We start from the raw sequence: 17216 nt of genomic DNA on the forward strand, positions 1-17216 counted from the left end.
TTGATTTTTCGCTGTTTCGGTACAAAAGCTTGGCACAACAATTGACAATTAGTAAGTGATGTAATCTATAAAATCAATGCTTTGGCTGATTTATAAGTGATTACAACGCATACAGAAAAAATAAATACAAAGACTTCATTCTGTTTGTATGACAGAATGACTTAGAAACATACATAATGAGTGAGACAAAGTTTTTAAATATGGACAGTTTGTCATTTCAATCTATTGACGAAGATGCGGAATTGATTCCGTTAATGACGCCCGAAGATGAAGAAGAAATTAACCGTGAAGAATTGCCGCAATCCTTGCCAATTCTTCCACTGAGAAATACCGTATTATTTCCTGGCGTAGTCATTCCGATTACTGCTGGACGCGATAAATCGATTCAACTGATTAAAGATGCCAATAATGGCGGAAAAGTCATTGGAGTCGTTGCTCAAAAAGATGAAGCGGTTGAAAATCCGAAATTAGAAGATATCAATACGCTAGGAACAGTAGCACGTATTTTGCGCGTATTGCAAATGCCTGACGGAAATACCACAATTATCATTCAAGGAAAAAAACGCTTTGAAGTAGATACCTTATTGCGCGATACACCGTATATGGAAGCTACCGTAAAGGAAGTGCCAGAAACACGCCCAGAGAGAGATGACGAAGAGTTTACGGCAATTTTAGACTCCATTAAAGATATCGCATTGCAAATTATCAAGGAAAGTCCAAACATTCCTTCGGAAGCTTCATTTGCGATTAAAAATATTGAAAGTTCGTCGTTCCTTATCAATTTCATTTCTTCAAATATGAACTTGACGGTGATGGAAAAACAAGAACTTTTGGCAATTACCGATTTAAAACAACGTGCTTTAGCGACACTAAAAAGCATGAATACGGAAATGCAGAAGTTGGAGTTGAAGAATGATATTCAATCAAAAGTGCGTCACGATTTAGATCAGCAGCAACGTGAATATTTCTTGCATCAGCAAATGAAAACCATTCAAGAAGAATTGGGTGGCGGTTCGTACGAGGAAGAAATTGAAGAAATGCGCGTGCGTGCTAAAAAGAAAAAGTGGAAAGAAAAGATAAAGAAGCATTTTGACAAAGAGTTGGCAAAAATGCAACGCATGAATCCGCAAGTTGCCGAATATTCTATTCAACGCAATTATTTGGAACTCTTTTTAGATTTGCCTTGGAACGAATTCAGCAAAGACAAATTCGATTTAAAGAAAGCACAAGTCATTCTCAATCGCGATCATGCTGGTTTGGAAGATGTGAAAAAGCGTATCATAGAATATTTAGCGGTATTAAAACTGCGCAACGATATGAAATCGCCCATTTTGTGTTTGTACGGACCTCCAGGTGTTGGTAAAACCTCGCTAGGAAAGTCGATTGCAGAAGCCTTGGGTAGAGAATATGTGCGTATTTCGCTTGGTGGATTGCGTGATGAAGCCGAAATAAGAGGGCATCGTAAAACCTATATCGGAGCGATGCCGGGACGCATTCTTCAAAGTTTGAAAAAAGCAGGAACGTCCAATCCAGTGTTTGTGTTGGATGAAATTGATAAATTATCAAGCAGTCACAATGGCGATCCTTCCTCTGCAATGTTGGAAGTATTGGACCCAGAGCAAAATACCGAATTCCACGATAATTTCTTGGAAATGGGGTACGACTTGTCAAAAGTGATGTTTATTGCAACAGCGAATAGTTTAAGCACGATTCAGCCTGCATTGCGCGACCGTATGGAGATTATCAACGTGACAGGATATACGACAGAAGAAAAAATTGAAATCGCTGGAAAACATCTTTTAAAGAAACAATTAAAAGAACACGGACTTACCGATAAAGATTTAAAAATAGGGAAGAAGCAACTCGAAAAAATTGTAGAAGGGTATACACGTGAAAGTGGTGTGCGTGGACTGGAAAAGCAAATTGCTAAAATGGTACGATACGCGGCAAAATCTATTGCAATGGAAGATGCGTACGAGAAAAAAGTTACCAATGCGGTGATTGAAGAAGTATTAGGTCCTGCACGTATGGAACGAAATAAATATGAAAATAATGACGTAGCTGGCGTTGTGACGGGTTTGGCGTGGACAAGTGTTGGCGGCGATATTTTATTTATTGAATCTATACTTTCTAAAGGAAAAGGAACGCTTACCATTACCGGAAACTTAGGAAAAGTAATGAAGGAATCTGCTACGATTGCGATGGAATATATGAAGTCGAACGCAGATGAATTAGGTATTACACCAGAAGTATTTTCAAAATATAATGTACACATTCACGTTCCTGAGGGCGCTACACCAAAAGATGGTCCAAGTGCTGGAATTACCATGTTGACGTCATTGGTTTCCTTATTCACACAAAAAAAAGTGAAAAAAGATATTGCCATGACAGGAGAAATTACCTTGCGAGGAAAAGTGTTGCCTGTAGGTGGAATCAAAGAAAAGATATTAGCTGCCAAACGTGCAGGGATTAAAGAAATCATTCTTTGTGCGCAAAATGAGCGTGATATTTTGGAAATCAAAGAATCATACTTAAAAGGATTAAAATTCCATTATGTAACCGAAATGAGAGATGTTATCAAACATGCCATCACTGATGCGCCTGTGAAAAACGCGAAAGTATTGTCGGTAGACTAACGGAATTTGAAAATGAACTTGAATGTATGTTTGAGTTCATTTTTTTGTTTTTATTATACTATAAAATCTAGTGTTTCATAGCAGATTTCGATACAAAATATTTTCAAGATTTCATTCAATCTGACGTTTTTGTTATCGAAAATCAAATAAATCAAAAATCGTATATCGTCCAATCTACAATCGTACATCAAACAACGTCACTTCGAGTGTTTTTTCGTAGAAAAAATGTATCGAGAAGTACTATAAAATCTAGTGTTTCATAGCAGATTTCGATACAAAATCTTTACAAGATTTCAATCTGACGCTATAACTTTCAAGCTCAAACTAAATTTCGAGTTCAAGTTCAAACTCACTCAACCTCAAACCTCGCTAAAAAATTCTAAATCCTGTTTATACACATTTTCAATACTGTCAAAATTTAAAGTATTAAGATAGTCGATAATTTCGTTAGCGTCCATTTTGGAAATACTGTCGTCGTACATGCTTGGGACTAATTTCATCATGGTATTTTGAATGTGTGAAATCAACAAAATCATGTCTTCACAATATACGGACGGATTGTTAAAACCGTTTTCTTTTTTGTGGCGATGCACCAAACGTCCACCGCGACATACACTTGCTACGGGACATTCCAAACACTTTGTGCATAGCTTTTCCATGCTGTCTTGAAAGTACAATTTTCCCAAAGGCGATTGCATAATTTCTTCAAAATCGTTGTTGACAACGTTGAGACTAGTTTTGGTAAAGTTTTCGCCGCAACCTTTTAGCGAATCAATTGCTTCAATATCGCCATTGGTTTCTATGACTAAAGCATGCGCTTCGTGACGCGCAATTTTTTGCGAACCTAAAATAGCGTTTGTCAAACCGTTAAAAAACGGAATAATTGGTCGGTTTTTATCTTGAATCCACAAATCGTATAAGGAAATCAACCATTTTCCCATTTCTTTGGGTTGATACGGAAAACTGTCATGTGTATAATCTGGCAATAGAAAATTCACGTAATCAGAAGAAATATCGGTTAAATGTTGATACGTAACTTCGGCAGATTCATCCAAATTCATCACACTAATCACAGAGACAAAACCGAGTTTGCGCTTGAGCAATTTCAATCCGCGAATGACGTCGTCGTAACTGCCGTTTTCTTTATGATCTTTCCGATACATATCATGCGCTTTTTTCGTACCATCCAAGCTTACGCCAGGAAAAATTTTATATGCTTTGAGTACCGCTGCCCAGTCATCATCAATCAAAACGCCATTGGTTTGTACGTTGTATTCAAATGTAGTTTCTGGGAAGAGTTCTTTTAATGTTTCCGCCTGACGGATAAATTTTCCAAAAAAAGACTTGTCAATCAACAACGGTTCGCCGCCGTGAAACGTAAAGGTAAACACTTCTTGCGGATGCTGTTTTAAATAATTTTCCACACGATGGATGATGTGCGGAATCAGGCTTTCCTTCATGAACTTTGGTTGATTTCGAAACGACGTATCGCCCAAATTGTACATAAAGCAGTACGAGCAATTCAAATTACACCGACTGGCAACTTTTAACACTAAACGATTGAAATGCATATAGAAAAAGAGTAAGGTTGAAATTAAAAAAACAGTTGCTCAACGTGTATAACTAAACATGTAAGGCAATTTGAAGAGCAACTGTTTCGATTTTATGTTTTGTGCTAGGAAATATTATCCTTCTTGACGTGTAGGCGCATGTTCAACTGGCTCATACGGCAATTCTCCGTCTTTGATGCAACGTGCAAGACGCTCGTGCCAATAATAACCGTCTGGACATCTTGGACCGCCACCGCCAGTTGGGTAGTGAATAATATCATCGTTTGGAACATCGGCAACGCCTCCAAAGATATTGTCTAAATCTTCAATCTGTTTGTCAGATAAAGCATCTACTGTTTTGTGTAAAAAAAACTTTTTTTTCATAATAGTTTTGATTGTTTTAATCTCTACTCTAATATTTAAAATGGCTTTTGGAGTTCCTCCATTGGTGAATTAATTCTTGTTGAAGGTACGTTGGTTTGTAGCGTAAAAACAAACAAACTCTGTGCGGTTTTATAAAATGTCATCAAAAATAAATGGCTTTCATTGCTATATCTATAAAGGTTTGCGAAGAAAAAGTGTAGTTTTGCGGCTGAAAAAAATCAATTAAAAGAAATATCGAAACTTTTTTAAATAAGGCGTAAAATATTTACAACATGTAAACGTTTTGATTAAAAGATTTTAGTTACTTTGTACACATGCAGAAAAAGCTCCTCTTTTCTTTTTTCTTGTTGATAACGGCATTGGCTTCCGCGCAAATCGGAGGGCGATATACGTATCAGTTTTTAAACTTAATTTCTTCCCCAAGACAAGCAGCGCTAGGCGGAAAGATTATTACGAATTACGATAAAGATGTCAACCAAGCCTTATTCAATCCTGCAACGATTAACTACCGAATGGACAATCAATTGTCTGTCAATTATGTAAATTATTTGGGAGATGTCAATTACGGTTCGGCTGCGTATGCTTACACATGGGACAGAAGAGTGCAAACCTTTCATGCGGGCGTAACTTATGTTTCCTACGGTCAATTTGACGGATATGATGTAGAAGGAAATTCAACGGGAAGCTTTACAGGAAATGAAGTCGCGCTATCTTTAGGATATGCGTATAACATTCCACGTACAGACATTCACGTGGGTGCAAATGCTAAATTTATCAATTCCAAACTTGAACAATACAATTCCTTTGGCGGCGCTGTCGATTTGGGCATAATGTATATTAATGAAGAATTGGAATTTAATGTCGCGCTCGTTGCCCGAAACATCGGAATCCAGTTTACAACTTATGCAGGCGTGCAAGAGCAATTGCCGTTTGAGCTGATTTTAGGATTGTCACAAAAACTAGAACACGTTCCAATTCGCTGGCATCTTACTTTTGAAAATTTACAAGAATGGAATATTGCCTTTGCCAATCCGAACCGCGCGGAGCAATCGATTGAAGGTGGTACGACCGAAGAAAAAGTAGGTTTCTTGCAAAATGTTATCAGACGTACGATTGTGGGTGTAGAATTGTTTCCAGATAGAGGCTTCAACATTCGATTGGGATACAATTTCCGTAGAGGAGAAGAGCTTAAAATCATTGACCAACGTAATTTTTCAGGAATTACGGCAGGTTTTGGACTTCGCATTAATAAGCTTAAATTTGATTATACTTACGCACGTTATGCAATTGCAGCCAATACAAGTATGTTTGGTGTTACGATTAATTTGCAATAAGCTACTACACAAAAAGAAAAAGCGTACTCATGAAAAAAATTATCATTGCCATTGATGGCTTCTCATCAACAGGAAAAAGTACCATTGCCAAACAGCTCGCCACCGCATTAGCATATATTTATGTAGATACAGGCGCTATGTATCGTGCGGTAACTTTATATGCGATGCGTAAAGGCTTTATTGATGAACATCATTTTGAAGTAAACGATTTGGTGGCTGCTTTGGATGAAATTCATTTAAGTTTTACCTATAATGAAAAAGTAGGCTTTGCCGAAATGTATTTGAATGGTGAAAATGTTGAAAAAGAAATCAGAACCTTGCAAGTATCTGATTATGTAAGTAAAGTTGCGGCAGTTCCAGAAGTGCGTTATCAGTTGGTAAAACAACAACAGCAAATGGGCAAAGAAAAAGGTATTGTGATGGATGGTAGAGATATTGGAACGGTCGTATTTCCGAATGCTGAATTAAAAATCTTTATGACAGCTTCTCCCGAAAAAAGAGCGATTCGTCGTTACAAGGAATTGATTGATAAAGGCGATGATGTCAAGTATGAAGATGTATTGCGAAACGTTCAAAACAGAGATTATATTGATTCTCACAGAGAAGATTCACCATTGCGAAAGGCAGAAGGTGCCGTGACAATTGACAATAGCGATATGGGACTTAAAGAACAGTTTGAGCGTATTTTGAGTTTGGCGCAGCGAACTATTGATGCAGCATAAAACTTTTCAAAAACAAAAAAGCTTCCAATTTGGAAGCTTTTCTATTCTTATATTGTCATCAATTACGATACATTCGGAATCACTAATTCTTGTCCTGGATGAATAACATCTGGGTTGTCTAAAATGTCTGTATTGGCTTTAAAAATAGCGTGATACTGATTTGCTTTTCCGTAATAATGCTTTGCAATCTTACCTAGCGTATCACCACTTTTTACCGTATGACGGTGAAAAACAGACTCGTCAGCTACTTTAATATCCGCTTCGATATCTTGTGGCATTTCTCCACCAACTTCTTTAATTTTATCCCAAAGTAAGTTCTTTTCATATTGTGTTCCAGCGGTTCCACTTATTTTCAATACGCCATCAGCTTCTTGTACATCTCCGTTTTGGATATTTAATTCTTGTCCAAGGTCTAATACTGGTTGATATTTCGATTTTACACTCATTCTTTTGTTATTTTAATTGTTAATAGTATAAAGATAAAGTAAAAAAATAAATTTTGTGTTATGAGAGTGTTACAATCTTTTTTTTCGATAAAAATCGCATTTTACGGATAAATTGCGCAAAAGCGTGCGGTTTGCATAACTATTTGTTTGTAAATCAAAATAATAATCTTACTTTTGCACTCCTTTTTAGCATGACGGAGAATCGAAAAGGGAATAAAGAAATTTTATAAACATAACATTCTACTACTTTCACATGCGAAGAGTCTCTAAATGAGTAGTATACAAATTTTACATCAGCACATGGCTGAAGCAAACACAAACACAGACGTTCAGGACGTTAAAAATCCTGAAGAATTCTTAGCAAACTTTAACTGGCACAATTACGAAGAAGGAATTGACCAAGTAGAAGACGAAAAGTTAGAAGAATTCGAAAAATTAGTAGCAGAAAATTTCGTTGATACAGATGACGATGCTGTAGTAGATGGAACTGTAGTAAGAATGACTGACAGAGAAGCGATTATTGATATTAACGCAAAATCTGAAGGTGTTATTTCTTTAAACGAATTTCGTTACAATCCTGATTTAAAAGTAGGAGACAAAGTTGAAGTATTGATTGACGTTCGTGAAGACAAAACAGGTCAGTTAGTATTATCACACAGAAAAGCGAGAACTATCAAAGCGTGGGATCGTGTAAATGCGGCTCATGACAAAGGTGAAATCGTAAATGGTTTTGTAAAGTGCAGAACTAAAGGTGGTATGATTGTAGACGTATTCGGAATTGAAGCGTTCTTACCAGGATCTCAAATTGACGTGAAACCAATTAGAGATTACGATCAGTATGTAAACAAAACTATGGAATTCAAAGTGGTTAAAATTAACCATGAATTCAAAAACGTGGTAGTTTCTCATAAAGCGCTTATCGAAGCAGATATCGAAGAGCAGAAGAAAGAAATTATCGGTCAATTAGAAAAAGGTCAAGTATTAGAAGGAGTTGTGAAAAACATTACTTCGTATGGTGTATTTATCGACCTTGGAGGTGTTGACGGATTAATCCACATTACCGATCTTTCTTGGTCACGTATCAACCATCCAAACGAGGTTGTTGAGTTAGACCAGAAATTGAACGTAGTAATCCTTGATTTTGATGATAACAAATCAAGAATTCAATTAGGATTAAAGCAATTAAGCGCGCATCCTTGGGAAGCTTTAGATTCTGAATTAAAAATCGGAGACAAAGTAAAAGGAAAAGTGGTTGTTATTGCTGATTACGGTGCATTTATTGAAGTAGCAGAAGGTGTTGAAGGATTGATTCACGTATCTGAAATGTCTTGGTCTACTCACTTACGTTCGGCACAAGATTTCGTAAATGTTGGTGATGAAGTAGAAGCAGTTATCTTAACATTAGATAGAGAAGACCGTAAAATGTCACTTGGTATCAAGCAATTAACGCCAGATCCATGGACTGATATTACTACGAAATATCCTGTAGGTTCTAAGCACACAGGAACGGTTCGTAACTTCACTAACTTTGGTGTATTCGTAGAATTAGAAGAAGGTATTGACGGATTGATTTATATCTCTGACTTATCTTGGACTAAGAAAGTGAAGCATCCATCTGAATTTGTTGCCGTTGGTGACAAATTAGAAGTATTGGTATTAGAATTAGACGTAGAAGGACGTAAATTAAGTTTAGGTCACAAACAAACTACTGATAATCCTTGGGACAAGTACGAAGATGAGTTTGGTGTAGGAACTATTCACACTGCGGAAATCACGGATACGAATGATAAAGGAGCAACGGTTGCTTTAAACGATGATGTAGTAGCATTCATTCCTTCTCGTCACTTAGAAAAAGAAGACGGAAAGAAATTGAAGAAAGGTGATACTGCTGAGTTCAAAGTAATTGAGTTCAATAAAGAATTCAAAAGAGTTGTTGCTTCTCACACAGCAATTTTCCGTGAGGAAGAGCAAAAGAATGTACAAGCAGCCGCTAAGAAGCAGCAAACTGCTGAAAAGACAACGCTTGGGGATTTAGATGCTTTACAAGAATTGAAAGACAAAATGGAAGGAAACAATTAAGAATTCCTAACATTCAACTCTTATATGCGAAAGCCGTTTCAATTTTGAAACGGCTTTTTTTCGTTATAATATTTTTTAGATGTAGGAGAATTTTAAGAAATGACTAAATTCATAACAGTTCAGTCAATAATTTTTTCTTCAACAAGCCAAATTTTCTCGACTTCGATTAAAAATCCTGAGGATTCATTCTTTTTCTGATATATCAAAAAAGTATATTCACTAAAAAAATCAGGAAACTTCTTTCCTTTATTTAATTTTAAAAATGTTTCATAAGTGAAGATGTTATTTTTGATAGAAGCGTAGTTAACAATCGTTTTTTTATCATCTTTTTTTCGATACCGAAAATGATGCTCTCTATTGATAGCATAGATGTATTCATTAGTGTTTTCAATGAGTGCGTCTTTCCCGTCTTCAAAAAGAAAGACGATTTCTTTTTTTTGTTGTGCATTTGAAAATAAAATACTAAATGCAAAAATTAAAATTAAATATATTTTTTTCATAATTACTGACAATTTGGGTTGTTTTGGTAAAAATTTGAAATAGTTTGATCTATGTTAGCGCGTTCAGTAGGTGATAAGTTTTGCCACGCAACAGTAGCTTTAAGTCCTGTCCAAGATAATGCCTCATAAACTTCGTCGGTTTGCATGTTATTATCATATTCGCGCAATGCTTGAATAATTATATCTCTATAATGTTGAGCCATTGCTTCGTGTTGAGCATCTGATGGTTCTTGCCCATGAGGAACATTCCATTTCCATCGAGTATAGTAGTCATATAATCCAGGATAATCGTTTCGTAATTGTATAACTTGATTTTGAGTCAGTTGAATGCTAGGATGTTGAGCAACAGACAATAACTTTCTAAAAATTTCAGCATGTATGATTTCATGCATAAAAGTTCTTGCAATTGCTAATTTAGGTCTGTCAAGATTATTTAGATTAAAAGTAATTTTGATTAAATAATTTTGGGGAGCGCTTGTTACAGCATTTACCTCATCATCGAGTGATGTTGAAGTAGAAAATCTCAAATGTGCAACGGAAAATTGAGATTCAAAATTCTTTAAGTATGTGTTAAATTTTGATGCTTTACCCATTTCATTGTACACCGAGTTTAGACAAGGATTATTAGTAAAGCTTTCATCCTTAAAAATTAGGTTATCAAATTCTTCTAATATCTCTTCAATCACCTGCTCTTGAGAAGCTTCACTACAACCATTATCTTGAAGATAATCGTTTAGGGCAATCCAAACGTTTAAATCAAAATTCGTTTGATTAAAAATAGCAGCATCAATTGTAGTTGCATCAGTCGTATTAAAGTCTGAAATACCATTGATACAATCTAAAATAGATTTTTGTATATTTTCTTCTCTTGAAATGATAGAAGTAACAATATTTTCATCCGAATCTCCACCGTCTAATGAATCATCAGTAGAACTGCTGCCACCGCCACTTGTTGAATCACTTGAGTCAGTATTCTGCGTACTATTATCGGCTGTAGAATGCGTTGTACTTGCGCTTCCACCATCTGGACAATAGATTTCAATAACAGTATAACTATAACATGGATTGTCATCGTTTTCATGCAAGCAAATGTTTTGTACAATTCCGTCAACCGAATATAAAAAAGAATCGTCGGAGCCTTGTGGTTGATGAAATTCTGTGTAAGTGACCGTGCAAGGAGTTACCGATTTTTCAAAATCATCAGACCATGCCACATCAACAAATTCGTACTGCAAATCATACGGAGTACTCACATAACCAAAAGAGAGGTATTCTTGTTTTTGAGCAGCTGTGAATAAGTAGGTTACCAAACTAGCAGTATAATTATCATTTAATGCATCATACGAAAACACGATATTTTCAATGGTGCTTCCAATGTCAGTATCACGACTGATAGCAAGCGTATATGAATGTGAATTATTTTCAGTGTTTTCAATAAATTTTGCCGCAGATGTATCAATAGTAAAATTGTACGTTTCGTTATATACATTTTTACCAATTTGATTTTGTCGTATGGGAATTAGATTCCTCATTTTTTCATCTAGCTTTGAATTCGCTTGTATTTCCTGTGTGTAAATAACACTAACTTTATAAGTTGGCTCAAGTTCAATATCTTTACCTAGTTCTTCTAAAGGAGCGTCGTTTTGACAACTCATCATGCTAAGTAATACGAATATACATAAATATCGAAATAAAATTCTTACTTTTTTCATTAATTTTAAATTATTAAAATTCTAAATTGTTTAAAACATGGCTGATTTTCAATTACTTGAAAGCCAAATTTTGGGGAAACAATGTGATAACAAACAGTGTCTTTAGCAGTAAGATTGCTGATAAAATTTGTGTTATCAAGATGTTGGAATACCTGTTGAAGAAGTAGTCAAACAATTATTACATGCACAACCAATCAGCATTGTAGGAAACATATCGAAGAATGTTACTAAGAATATGCTACAAGCCAAAATATCAAGATGTTATCAAATAATAATTATTATTGCTGTAACAAAGATAGCTGTAGGAAAATATTTCAATTATGGTAATACCTTACAAAGAGTAAGTTTTTTAGCAAGAAACATAGCTCTCTTACACCAAAATAATTTATAACCTTACGGGTTTCCACAATCAAATTGGCGAATTGCTGTTGTTGCAGTTGTCGGATTTGGGAAAATCAAAAACAAGATATTGTAGACTTATCGTATTATATCTTCAAAAACCAAAAAAATCTGTACTTTTGTATTCCAAATACCATTTGGACAAACACTATGAGTCAAAAAACCTTATTGAACTCAAAAGAGATCGGAATTATTCTACATCGATTGGCGTGTCAGCTTATCGAAAACCATCTTGATTTTTCAAATACAGTACTTGTTGGAATTCAGCCGAGAGGAATTTATCTAGCAGAACGTTTAACGCGTATTTTGCGAGAAGAATACAGCGTAAATAACATTCAATTAGGATATTTAGACATTACTTTTTTTCGTGATGATTTCCGCCGTAGCGAGAAAATTCTAGAAGCGAACAAAACGAAAATCGACTTTGTAGTAGAAAATAAAAGAGTGGTTTTTATCGATGATGTGTTGTACACAGGAAGAAGTATTCGCGCCGCATTAACCGCGATTCAATCCTTCGGTCGACCAGACGATATTGAGTTATTGGTGTTGATTGACAGACGTTTTAGCAGGCATTTACCGATTCAACCAAATTATCGTGGACGACAAGTAGATGCCATCAATAAAGAGCGTGTAAAAGTGAATTGGGAAGAAAATGACGGTGAAGACATGGTATATCTTATTAATCAAGAAAAAGACAAGTAGAAATGAGTGAATTAAGTGTCAACCACTTGCTAGGAATCAAATATCTAAACGAAAAAGATATACAACTCATTTTTGAAACGGCCGATCAATTCAAAGAAGTTATCAATCGCCCGATAAAAAAAGTACCTTCTTTACGCGATATCACAATTGCGAATTTATTTTTTGAAAATAGTACACGTACCAAACTATCGTTTGAATTGGCAGAAAAGCGGTTGTCGGCAGACGTTATCAACTTTTCAGCATCGCAATCATCTGTAAAAAAAGGTGAAACGCTGATTGATACCGTAAATAATATCTTGTCGATGAAAGTAGACATGGTTGTGATGCGACATCCAAATCCTGGCGCGGGCGTTTTTCTTTCCAAACATGTCAACGCAAGCATTGTAAACGCTGGCGATGGCGCGCACGAGCATCCTACGCAAGCACTGTTAGACTCGTATTCGATTCGTGAAAAATTGGGTGATGTAGCAGGAAAAAATGTAGTCATTGTAGGTGATATTTTGCACAGTAGAGTAGCGCTCTCCAATATTTTTGCGCTCAAACTGCAAGGTGCCAATGTAAAAGTCTGCGGTCCAAAAACCTTGTTGCCAACCTACATAGAAAGTCTAGGCGTTGGCGTAGAAACCAACTTGCGAAAAGCGCTCGAATGGTGCGATGTTGCCAATATGTTACGTGTTCAAAATGAGCGATTAGACATTAGTTATTTTCCGTCTACGCGAGAATATACTCAGCTATTCGGAGTTAATAAAGCGTTACTAGATTCGCTCAGCAAAGAAATTGTAATTATGCATCCAGGACCTATCAATCGTGGTGTGGAAATTACAAGTGATGTGGCAGATTCCAAACAATCTATCATTCTCAATCAGGTAGAAAATGGTGTCGCTATCAGAATGGCGGTGATTTATCTACTTGCGGCAAAAATTAAACAGTAAAAAAATCAACAGAAGCAAGCAACACTTCCTTCCGTTGATTCCGTTTTTTTAAAAATCGTTACATATATTATTGCACACACTAAAGCAACTATCATTTACAGTTGGCAAGTCCGTACAAGTAGTTAAGTAACAAACAACCGATGAAACGCTGGTTGCTTTTCCGCCTGTCAACTCTCGGTGTGTAAATTTTGAAACAACTTTCTTGTTCAAATTCAAATTTTTCAAACTTCTTTTTTTCATATCGTGATGTATTAGTGAATGATGAATTTAGACAAACCTAATGTTCAGAAAAAGAAATATATATCGTAATTTATATATGGCGACCACTTGTGTCACCGCAGATTGTACAAGAATTTGTTGTTTAAAAAACACGAAGTAAAACTTCGTAGACGTACTTAAATTTTGTAACTTGTTATGTACATTTTAAAATGTAGTCTCAAAAAACTAAAAACCCTCTAAACTTTGAACCTATGATTTTAGATAAGCAAGAAAATATTTCGATCATTACTCAAGAATCGTCAAACATCATTGCGCTGGTACAAAAGATTGAAGCGCGTTATCACGAAATCAAAAATGATAATATTATTGTAAATTTATTTTCGTTTGGAAACGTAACCAAAAGCGATTTGGTAGAATTTTTACAACTTTCTAAAAAACATCGCGCATCCAAACATTCATTTGTCATTGTAACTAATAAAATTAGTACTGACGATTTGCCAGAAGCGATTATGACAGTGCCAACGTTGCAAGAAGCATTTGACATCATTGAAATGGAAGAAATAGAACGCGATTTAGGATTCTAACTTCCAGCACATAAAAAAACAAATACGAGTGAAATTAACCATACTGGGCTGCTATGCCGCTACACCTACAAAATATACCAATCCGACTGCACAAATATTAGAAATCAGAAATCATATCTTTTTAATAGATTGCGGCGAAGGAACACAAGTACAACTTCGGCGAAGCAAAGTGAAATTTGCACGTATCAAACATATTTTTATCTCACATCTGCACGGCGATCATTTCTATGGTTTGATAGGATTGATTTCTACATTTATGCTGCTAGGCAGAAGTGCAGACTTACACATTTATGGCCCAAAAGGCTTAAAAGAACTCACCTTATTACAACTCAAACTCACCAAATCGTGGACGAGTTATCAATTGTGTTTTCACGAATTGGAAAGCGACGCGCCTGAAGTACTTTTTGAAGATGAAAAAGTTACAGTAACAACCATTCCGCTAAATCATCGTGTGTATGCGAATGGTTTTCTGTTTAAAGAAAAAGAAAAAGAACGCAAACTCAATATCAATGCGGTATTGAACTACGAAATAGAAAAATGTTACTATCAAAACATCAAAAAAGGAAAAGATATAACCTTAGATTCTGGTGAAGTTATTCCAAATTCAACACTCACGTTTGATCCGCCAAAACCGAAAAGTTATGCGTTTTGTAGTGATACTGTGTACTTTCCGAAAATCGTTTCGCAAATCAAAAATGTTACTGTTTTATATCACGAAGCTACTTTTTTAGACAAACATGAAAATCTCGCTGAAAAAACGAAACATACGACCGCAAAACAAGCTGCCATGATTGCTAAAGAAGCGGATGCAGGGCAATTAATCTTAGGACATTTCTCCACACGGTATGATGGCATTGACGTTTTTAAAGAAGAAGCCGAAACGGTATTTGAAAATGTAGTATTGGCTGATGATGGTAAAATTTTTGAGTTTGAATAATTCATTAATCTATCACAGTTAATCATGATGCACCTTTTTAAAACCAATTTTATTGTCTTTCTATTATGTATCTGTTGCCTTTTGTGTAATTGTTCACAAGAAGAAAAAAAAACAGAAACGATTATAGTTGATGAATTACTCGATGTCATAAAAAAGAACGTCAATAAGGATTTTGAAAAAGCAATTATGTATTCCGATCAATTGATAAGCTATGCTTTATCAAAAAACGACAGTCTTACCGTTGCAAGAGCGCATTTACAAAAAGGAATTGCGTTGACCAAAAAAGGAAATTATCAAACAGCAATTGACACATTAGAAAAAGGGTTGACGTTTATCAAAAACAAAGAAGTTCCTGAAAAAAACTTGTTTCTACTTCGAATTGGAAATGCGTACGTTCTTGACGAAAAAAATGATGAAGCACTTGTATATTATTCACGTGTATATGAAGATGCGCTGCTAAATAACAAAAAACTAGATTTGGTAAAAGCTGCCATCAACATTTCTAAAATAAAGCGAAATGTTGGCAATCATCGAGAAGCGCTGGAAGATTACAAATCATTTTACAAGCAATCGGTGTCTTTGAACATGGAAAAAACGGTCATTGCCAGAACGTTGTTAGGGATTTGCGGCACGTATTTAACCTTACAACAACCCGATTCTGCCTTGCACTATGGACAAAAAGGATACAAAATATCTAAGGAAATTGAAGACGAAGTCGGTGTCAGTTATTTTCATGTCGATTTCGGAATTGCATACTATTTAAAAGACAATTACACTACTTCTTTGTCTTATCTGAATAAGGCAAAAAACTATTTAGAAAATATCAAAAACCCAAAACGATTGGCAGAAACGCTCTTTTATATTGGCGCGTGTCAGTATCGCTTAAAAAATTACGAACAAGCAATTACTTACCTAAAAGAAGTGCTTTTAGTGGCAAGTCAATCTGAAAAAGTAGGCAATATCGAATTCAAACCTCTACAGTTGATTGATACGTACGATTTTTTATCTAAAAGTTATATCGCTTTAGGAGATGCTGAGCAATCACGTTTCTATGAAAACGAACGAAACAATACAGAAAAAGTTACCGACAAAAAAAATAACAAAATAAACACCAAACTGCTCAAAAACGAATTGCAAATCAGTGAAAAAGTCATTGCAAATATTCGCCAAACGAGCAATCGGTACAAACTGTTTTTAATGTTAGCGGGTATTGTTTGTATGCTGAGTATTTCTTTGGTGATTTATTATAGAAAAAAAGCCAAAACCAATCGTAGAACATTTGAAAAGCTCATGCAACAGCAGGAAACGGAACCGTCAAAGCCAAAACCCATTACGATTGATGACGAAAAGGTAGCATTGGTATTGAAAAAACTCCATAAAATTGAAGCGCAAGCCTATTATTTAGATAGCAATTGCTCGTTGGCAAACTTGGCAAAAAAGGCAAAAACAAATCCTACCTATCTTACCAAAATTTTAAAAGAAGCCAAAGGGAAAACCTTTTATCAATACATCAACGAATTGCGAATCAATTATGCGATTGAAAGACTAAAATCAGATCATCAATTTCGTAAATATGCTATCAAACATATAGCATTGGAAGTAGGTTACAAAAGTCCAGAATCCTTTACAAAACACTTCAAAAAAGCAACAGGAATCAACCCTTCCTATTACATCAAAGAACTCGAAAAGCATCTTCAAACATAACTACAAATACAAATTGACTTGATAATTGAGATTAAAATGCTCCAATGCTTGCACTGGAATATTTTAATGGTTTTTACTCAATGCTTCGTGCGTTTATCCCGAGTAGTTGACGCTAAAATATTGCCTTAAATTATCCAATTTAAGGTTGTCAAGAATGGTTATGCAGGTTAGAATTGATAGCTTTAAAATCAATTAAGAACTAAATACTTTATATTATGAAAAAACAAAAAATCAACAAGCTCAAACTTTCAAAGAAATCAATATCAGTTTTACAAAAGCTTGAATTAAAAGAAATCAAAGGCGGAACAGAACCCGTTTCAGCGCCGATGTCACAAGCACCAGACGATCAAACGATTTGTTATCAACTACAATAAAA

Annotated in this window: 15 protein-coding genes; 10 read left to right on the plus strand and 5 right to left on the minus strand. The window is 35.4% G+C overall.

The genetic code is table 11. The features are described 5' to 3' along the window. Positions 1–176 precede the first annotated feature (176 nt). Entirely contained in the window at positions 177–2636 is a 2460-nt protein-coding gene (gene lon / locus C8N46_RS04440) for an endopeptidase La (protein ID WP_108113676.1), read from the plus strand. Positions 2637–2995: 359 nt separating this feature from the next. Here the strand turns inward: lon and C8N46_RS04445 are convergent, their stop codons facing one another. Both C8N46_RS04445 and C8N46_RS04450 read right to left on the minus strand, forming a co-directional pair. After that, positions 2996–4207: a radical SAM protein gene (locus C8N46_RS04445; protein ID WP_108113677.1), complete on the minus strand. Its 1212-nt coding sequence runs from the start codon at positions 4205–4207 to the stop codon at positions 2996–2998. Positions 4208–4321: 114 nt separating this feature from the next. Next, on the minus strand, positions 4322–4570 hold the full coding sequence (locus C8N46_RS04450; protein ID WP_108113678.1) for a hypothetical protein: 249 nt from the start codon (positions 4568–4570) through the stop codon (positions 4322–4324). 314 nt (positions 4571–4884) lie between these two features. On the opposite strand from C8N46_RS04450, the gene porQ reads away from it, so the two are divergent. Next, a complete protein-coding gene (gene porQ / locus C8N46_RS04455; RefSeq protein WP_108113679.1) occupies positions 4885–5904 on the plus strand; it encodes a type IX secretion system protein PorQ in 1020 nt (339 codons plus the stop codon). Between the two features lie 29 nt (positions 5905–5933). Continuing rightward, positions 5934–6626, plus strand: coding sequence for a (d)CMP kinase (gene cmk / locus C8N46_RS04460; protein ID WP_108113680.1), 693 nt, complete (start codon positions 5934–5936; stop codon positions 6624–6626). Positions 6627–6688: 62 nt separating this feature from the next. Here the strand turns inward: cmk and C8N46_RS04465 are convergent, their stop codons facing one another. After that, positions 6689–7072: a LysM peptidoglycan-binding domain-containing protein gene (locus C8N46_RS04465; protein WP_108113681.1), complete on the minus strand. Its 384-nt coding sequence runs from the start codon at positions 7070–7072 to the stop codon at positions 6689–6691. Between the two features lie 300 nt (positions 7073–7372). On the opposite strand from C8N46_RS04465, the gene rpsA reads away from it, so the two are divergent. Beyond that, a complete protein-coding gene (gene rpsA / locus C8N46_RS04470; RefSeq protein ID WP_108114119.1) occupies positions 7373–9151 on the plus strand; it encodes a 30S ribosomal protein S1 in 1779 nt (592 codons plus the stop codon). Positions 9152–9270: 119 nt separating this feature from the next. On the opposite strand, the gene C8N46_RS04475 is transcribed toward rpsA, so the two are convergent. Further along, positions 9271–9651 (minus strand): hypothetical protein, encoded by a 381-nt coding sequence (locus C8N46_RS04475; protein ID WP_108113682.1) that lies wholly within the window; start codon positions 9649–9651, stop codon positions 9271–9273. Between the two features lie 2 nt (positions 9652–9653). Next, complete coding sequence (locus C8N46_RS04480; protein WP_146169727.1) at positions 9654–11363, minus strand: hypothetical protein; 1710 nt, start codon at positions 11361–11363, stop codon at positions 9654–9656. A gap of 549 nt (positions 11364–11912) precedes the next feature. Between C8N46_RS04480 and pyrR the strand changes: the two genes are divergently transcribed. The 6 genes from pyrR (at position 11913) to C8N46_RS04515 (ending at position 17214) form a co-directional block, all read left to right on the plus strand. Continuing rightward, entirely contained in the window at positions 11913–12464 is a 552-nt protein-coding gene (gene pyrR / locus C8N46_RS04490) for a bifunctional pyr operon transcriptional regulator/uracil phosphoribosyltransferase PyrR (RefSeq protein WP_108113685.1), read from the plus strand. Positions 12465–12466: 2 nt separating this feature from the next. Continuing rightward, positions 12467–13396, plus strand: a complete 930-nt coding sequence (locus tag C8N46_RS04495; RefSeq protein ID WP_108113686.1) for an aspartate carbamoyltransferase catalytic subunit — start codon at positions 12467–12469, stop codon at positions 13394–13396. A gap of 470 nt (positions 13397–13866) precedes the next feature. Further along, entirely contained in the window at positions 13867–14199 is a 333-nt protein-coding gene (locus C8N46_RS04500; protein ID WP_108113687.1) for a ribonuclease Z, read from the plus strand. Positions 14200–14227: 28 nt separating this feature from the next. Next, positions 14228–15136 (plus strand): ribonuclease Z, encoded by a 909-nt coding sequence (locus C8N46_RS04505; RefSeq protein ID WP_108113688.1) that lies wholly within the window; start codon positions 14228–14230, stop codon positions 15134–15136. A gap of 24 nt (positions 15137–15160) precedes the next feature. Further along, positions 15161–16840 carry a tetratricopeptide repeat protein gene (locus tag C8N46_RS04510; RefSeq protein WP_108113689.1) on the plus strand — a complete coding sequence of 560 codons (1680 nt, stop codon included), beginning with the start codon at positions 15161–15163 and terminating at the stop codon, positions 16838–16840. Between the two features lie 215 nt (positions 16841–17055). Next, positions 17056–17214 (plus strand): TIGR04149 family rSAM-modified RiPP, encoded by a 159-nt coding sequence (locus C8N46_RS04515; RefSeq protein WP_108113690.1) that lies wholly within the window; start codon positions 17056–17058, stop codon positions 17212–17214. The last annotated feature ends 2 nt before the right edge of the window (positions 17215–17216 follow it).

This window comes from Kordia periserrulae (assembly GCF_003054265.1).
Classification (GTDB): Bacteria; Bacteroidota; Bacteroidia; order Flavobacteriales; family Flavobacteriaceae; genus Kordia; species Kordia periserrulae.

Bases quoted from the DNA above. Each gene is read 5' to 3' on its own strand.
- lon (WP_108113676.1), top strand. From the start codon at position 177: ATGAGTGAGACAAAGTTTTTAAATATGGACAGTTTGTCATTTCAATCT.
- C8N46_RS04445 (WP_108113677.1), bottom strand. From the start codon at position 4,207: ATGCATTTCAATCGTTTAGTGTTAAAAGTTGCCAGTCGGTGTAATTTG.
- C8N46_RS04450 (WP_108113678.1), bottom strand. From the start codon at position 4,570: ATGAAAAAAAAGTTTTTTTTACACAAAACAGTAGATGCTTTATCTGAC.
- porQ (WP_108113679.1), top strand. From the start codon at position 4,885: ATGCAGAAAAAGCTCCTCTTTTCTTTTTTCTTGTTGATAACGGCATTG.
- cmk (WP_108113680.1), top strand. From the start codon at position 5,934: ATGAAAAAAATTATCATTGCCATTGATGGCTTCTCATCAACAGGAAAA.
- C8N46_RS04465 (WP_108113681.1), bottom strand. From the start codon at position 7,072: ATGAGTGTAAAATCGAAATATCAACCAGTATTAGACCTTGGACAAGAA.
- rpsA (WP_108114119.1), top strand. From the start codon at position 7,373: ATGGCTGAAGCAAACACAAACACAGACGTTCAGGACGTTAAAAATCCT.
- C8N46_RS04475 (WP_108113682.1), bottom strand. From the start codon at position 9,651: ATGAAAAAAATATATTTAATTTTAATTTTTGCATTTAGTATTTTATTT.
- C8N46_RS04480 (WP_146169727.1), bottom strand. From the start codon at position 11,363: ATGAAAAAAGTAAGAATTTTATTTCGATATTTATGTATATTCGTATTA.
- pyrR (WP_108113685.1), top strand. From the start codon at position 11,913: ATGAGTCAAAAAACCTTATTGAACTCAAAAGAGATCGGAATTATTCTA.
- C8N46_RS04495 (WP_108113686.1), top strand. From the start codon at position 12,467: ATGAGTGAATTAAGTGTCAACCACTTGCTAGGAATCAAATATCTAAAC.
- C8N46_RS04500 (WP_108113687.1), top strand. From the start codon at position 13,867: ATGATTTTAGATAAGCAAGAAAATATTTCGATCATTACTCAAGAATCG.
- C8N46_RS04510 (WP_108113689.1), top strand. From the start codon at position 15,161: ATGATGCACCTTTTTAAAACCAATTTTATTGTCTTTCTATTATGTATC.
- C8N46_RS04515 (WP_108113690.1), top strand. From the start codon at position 17,056: ATGAAAAAACAAAAAATCAACAAGCTCAAACTTTCAAAGAAATCAATA.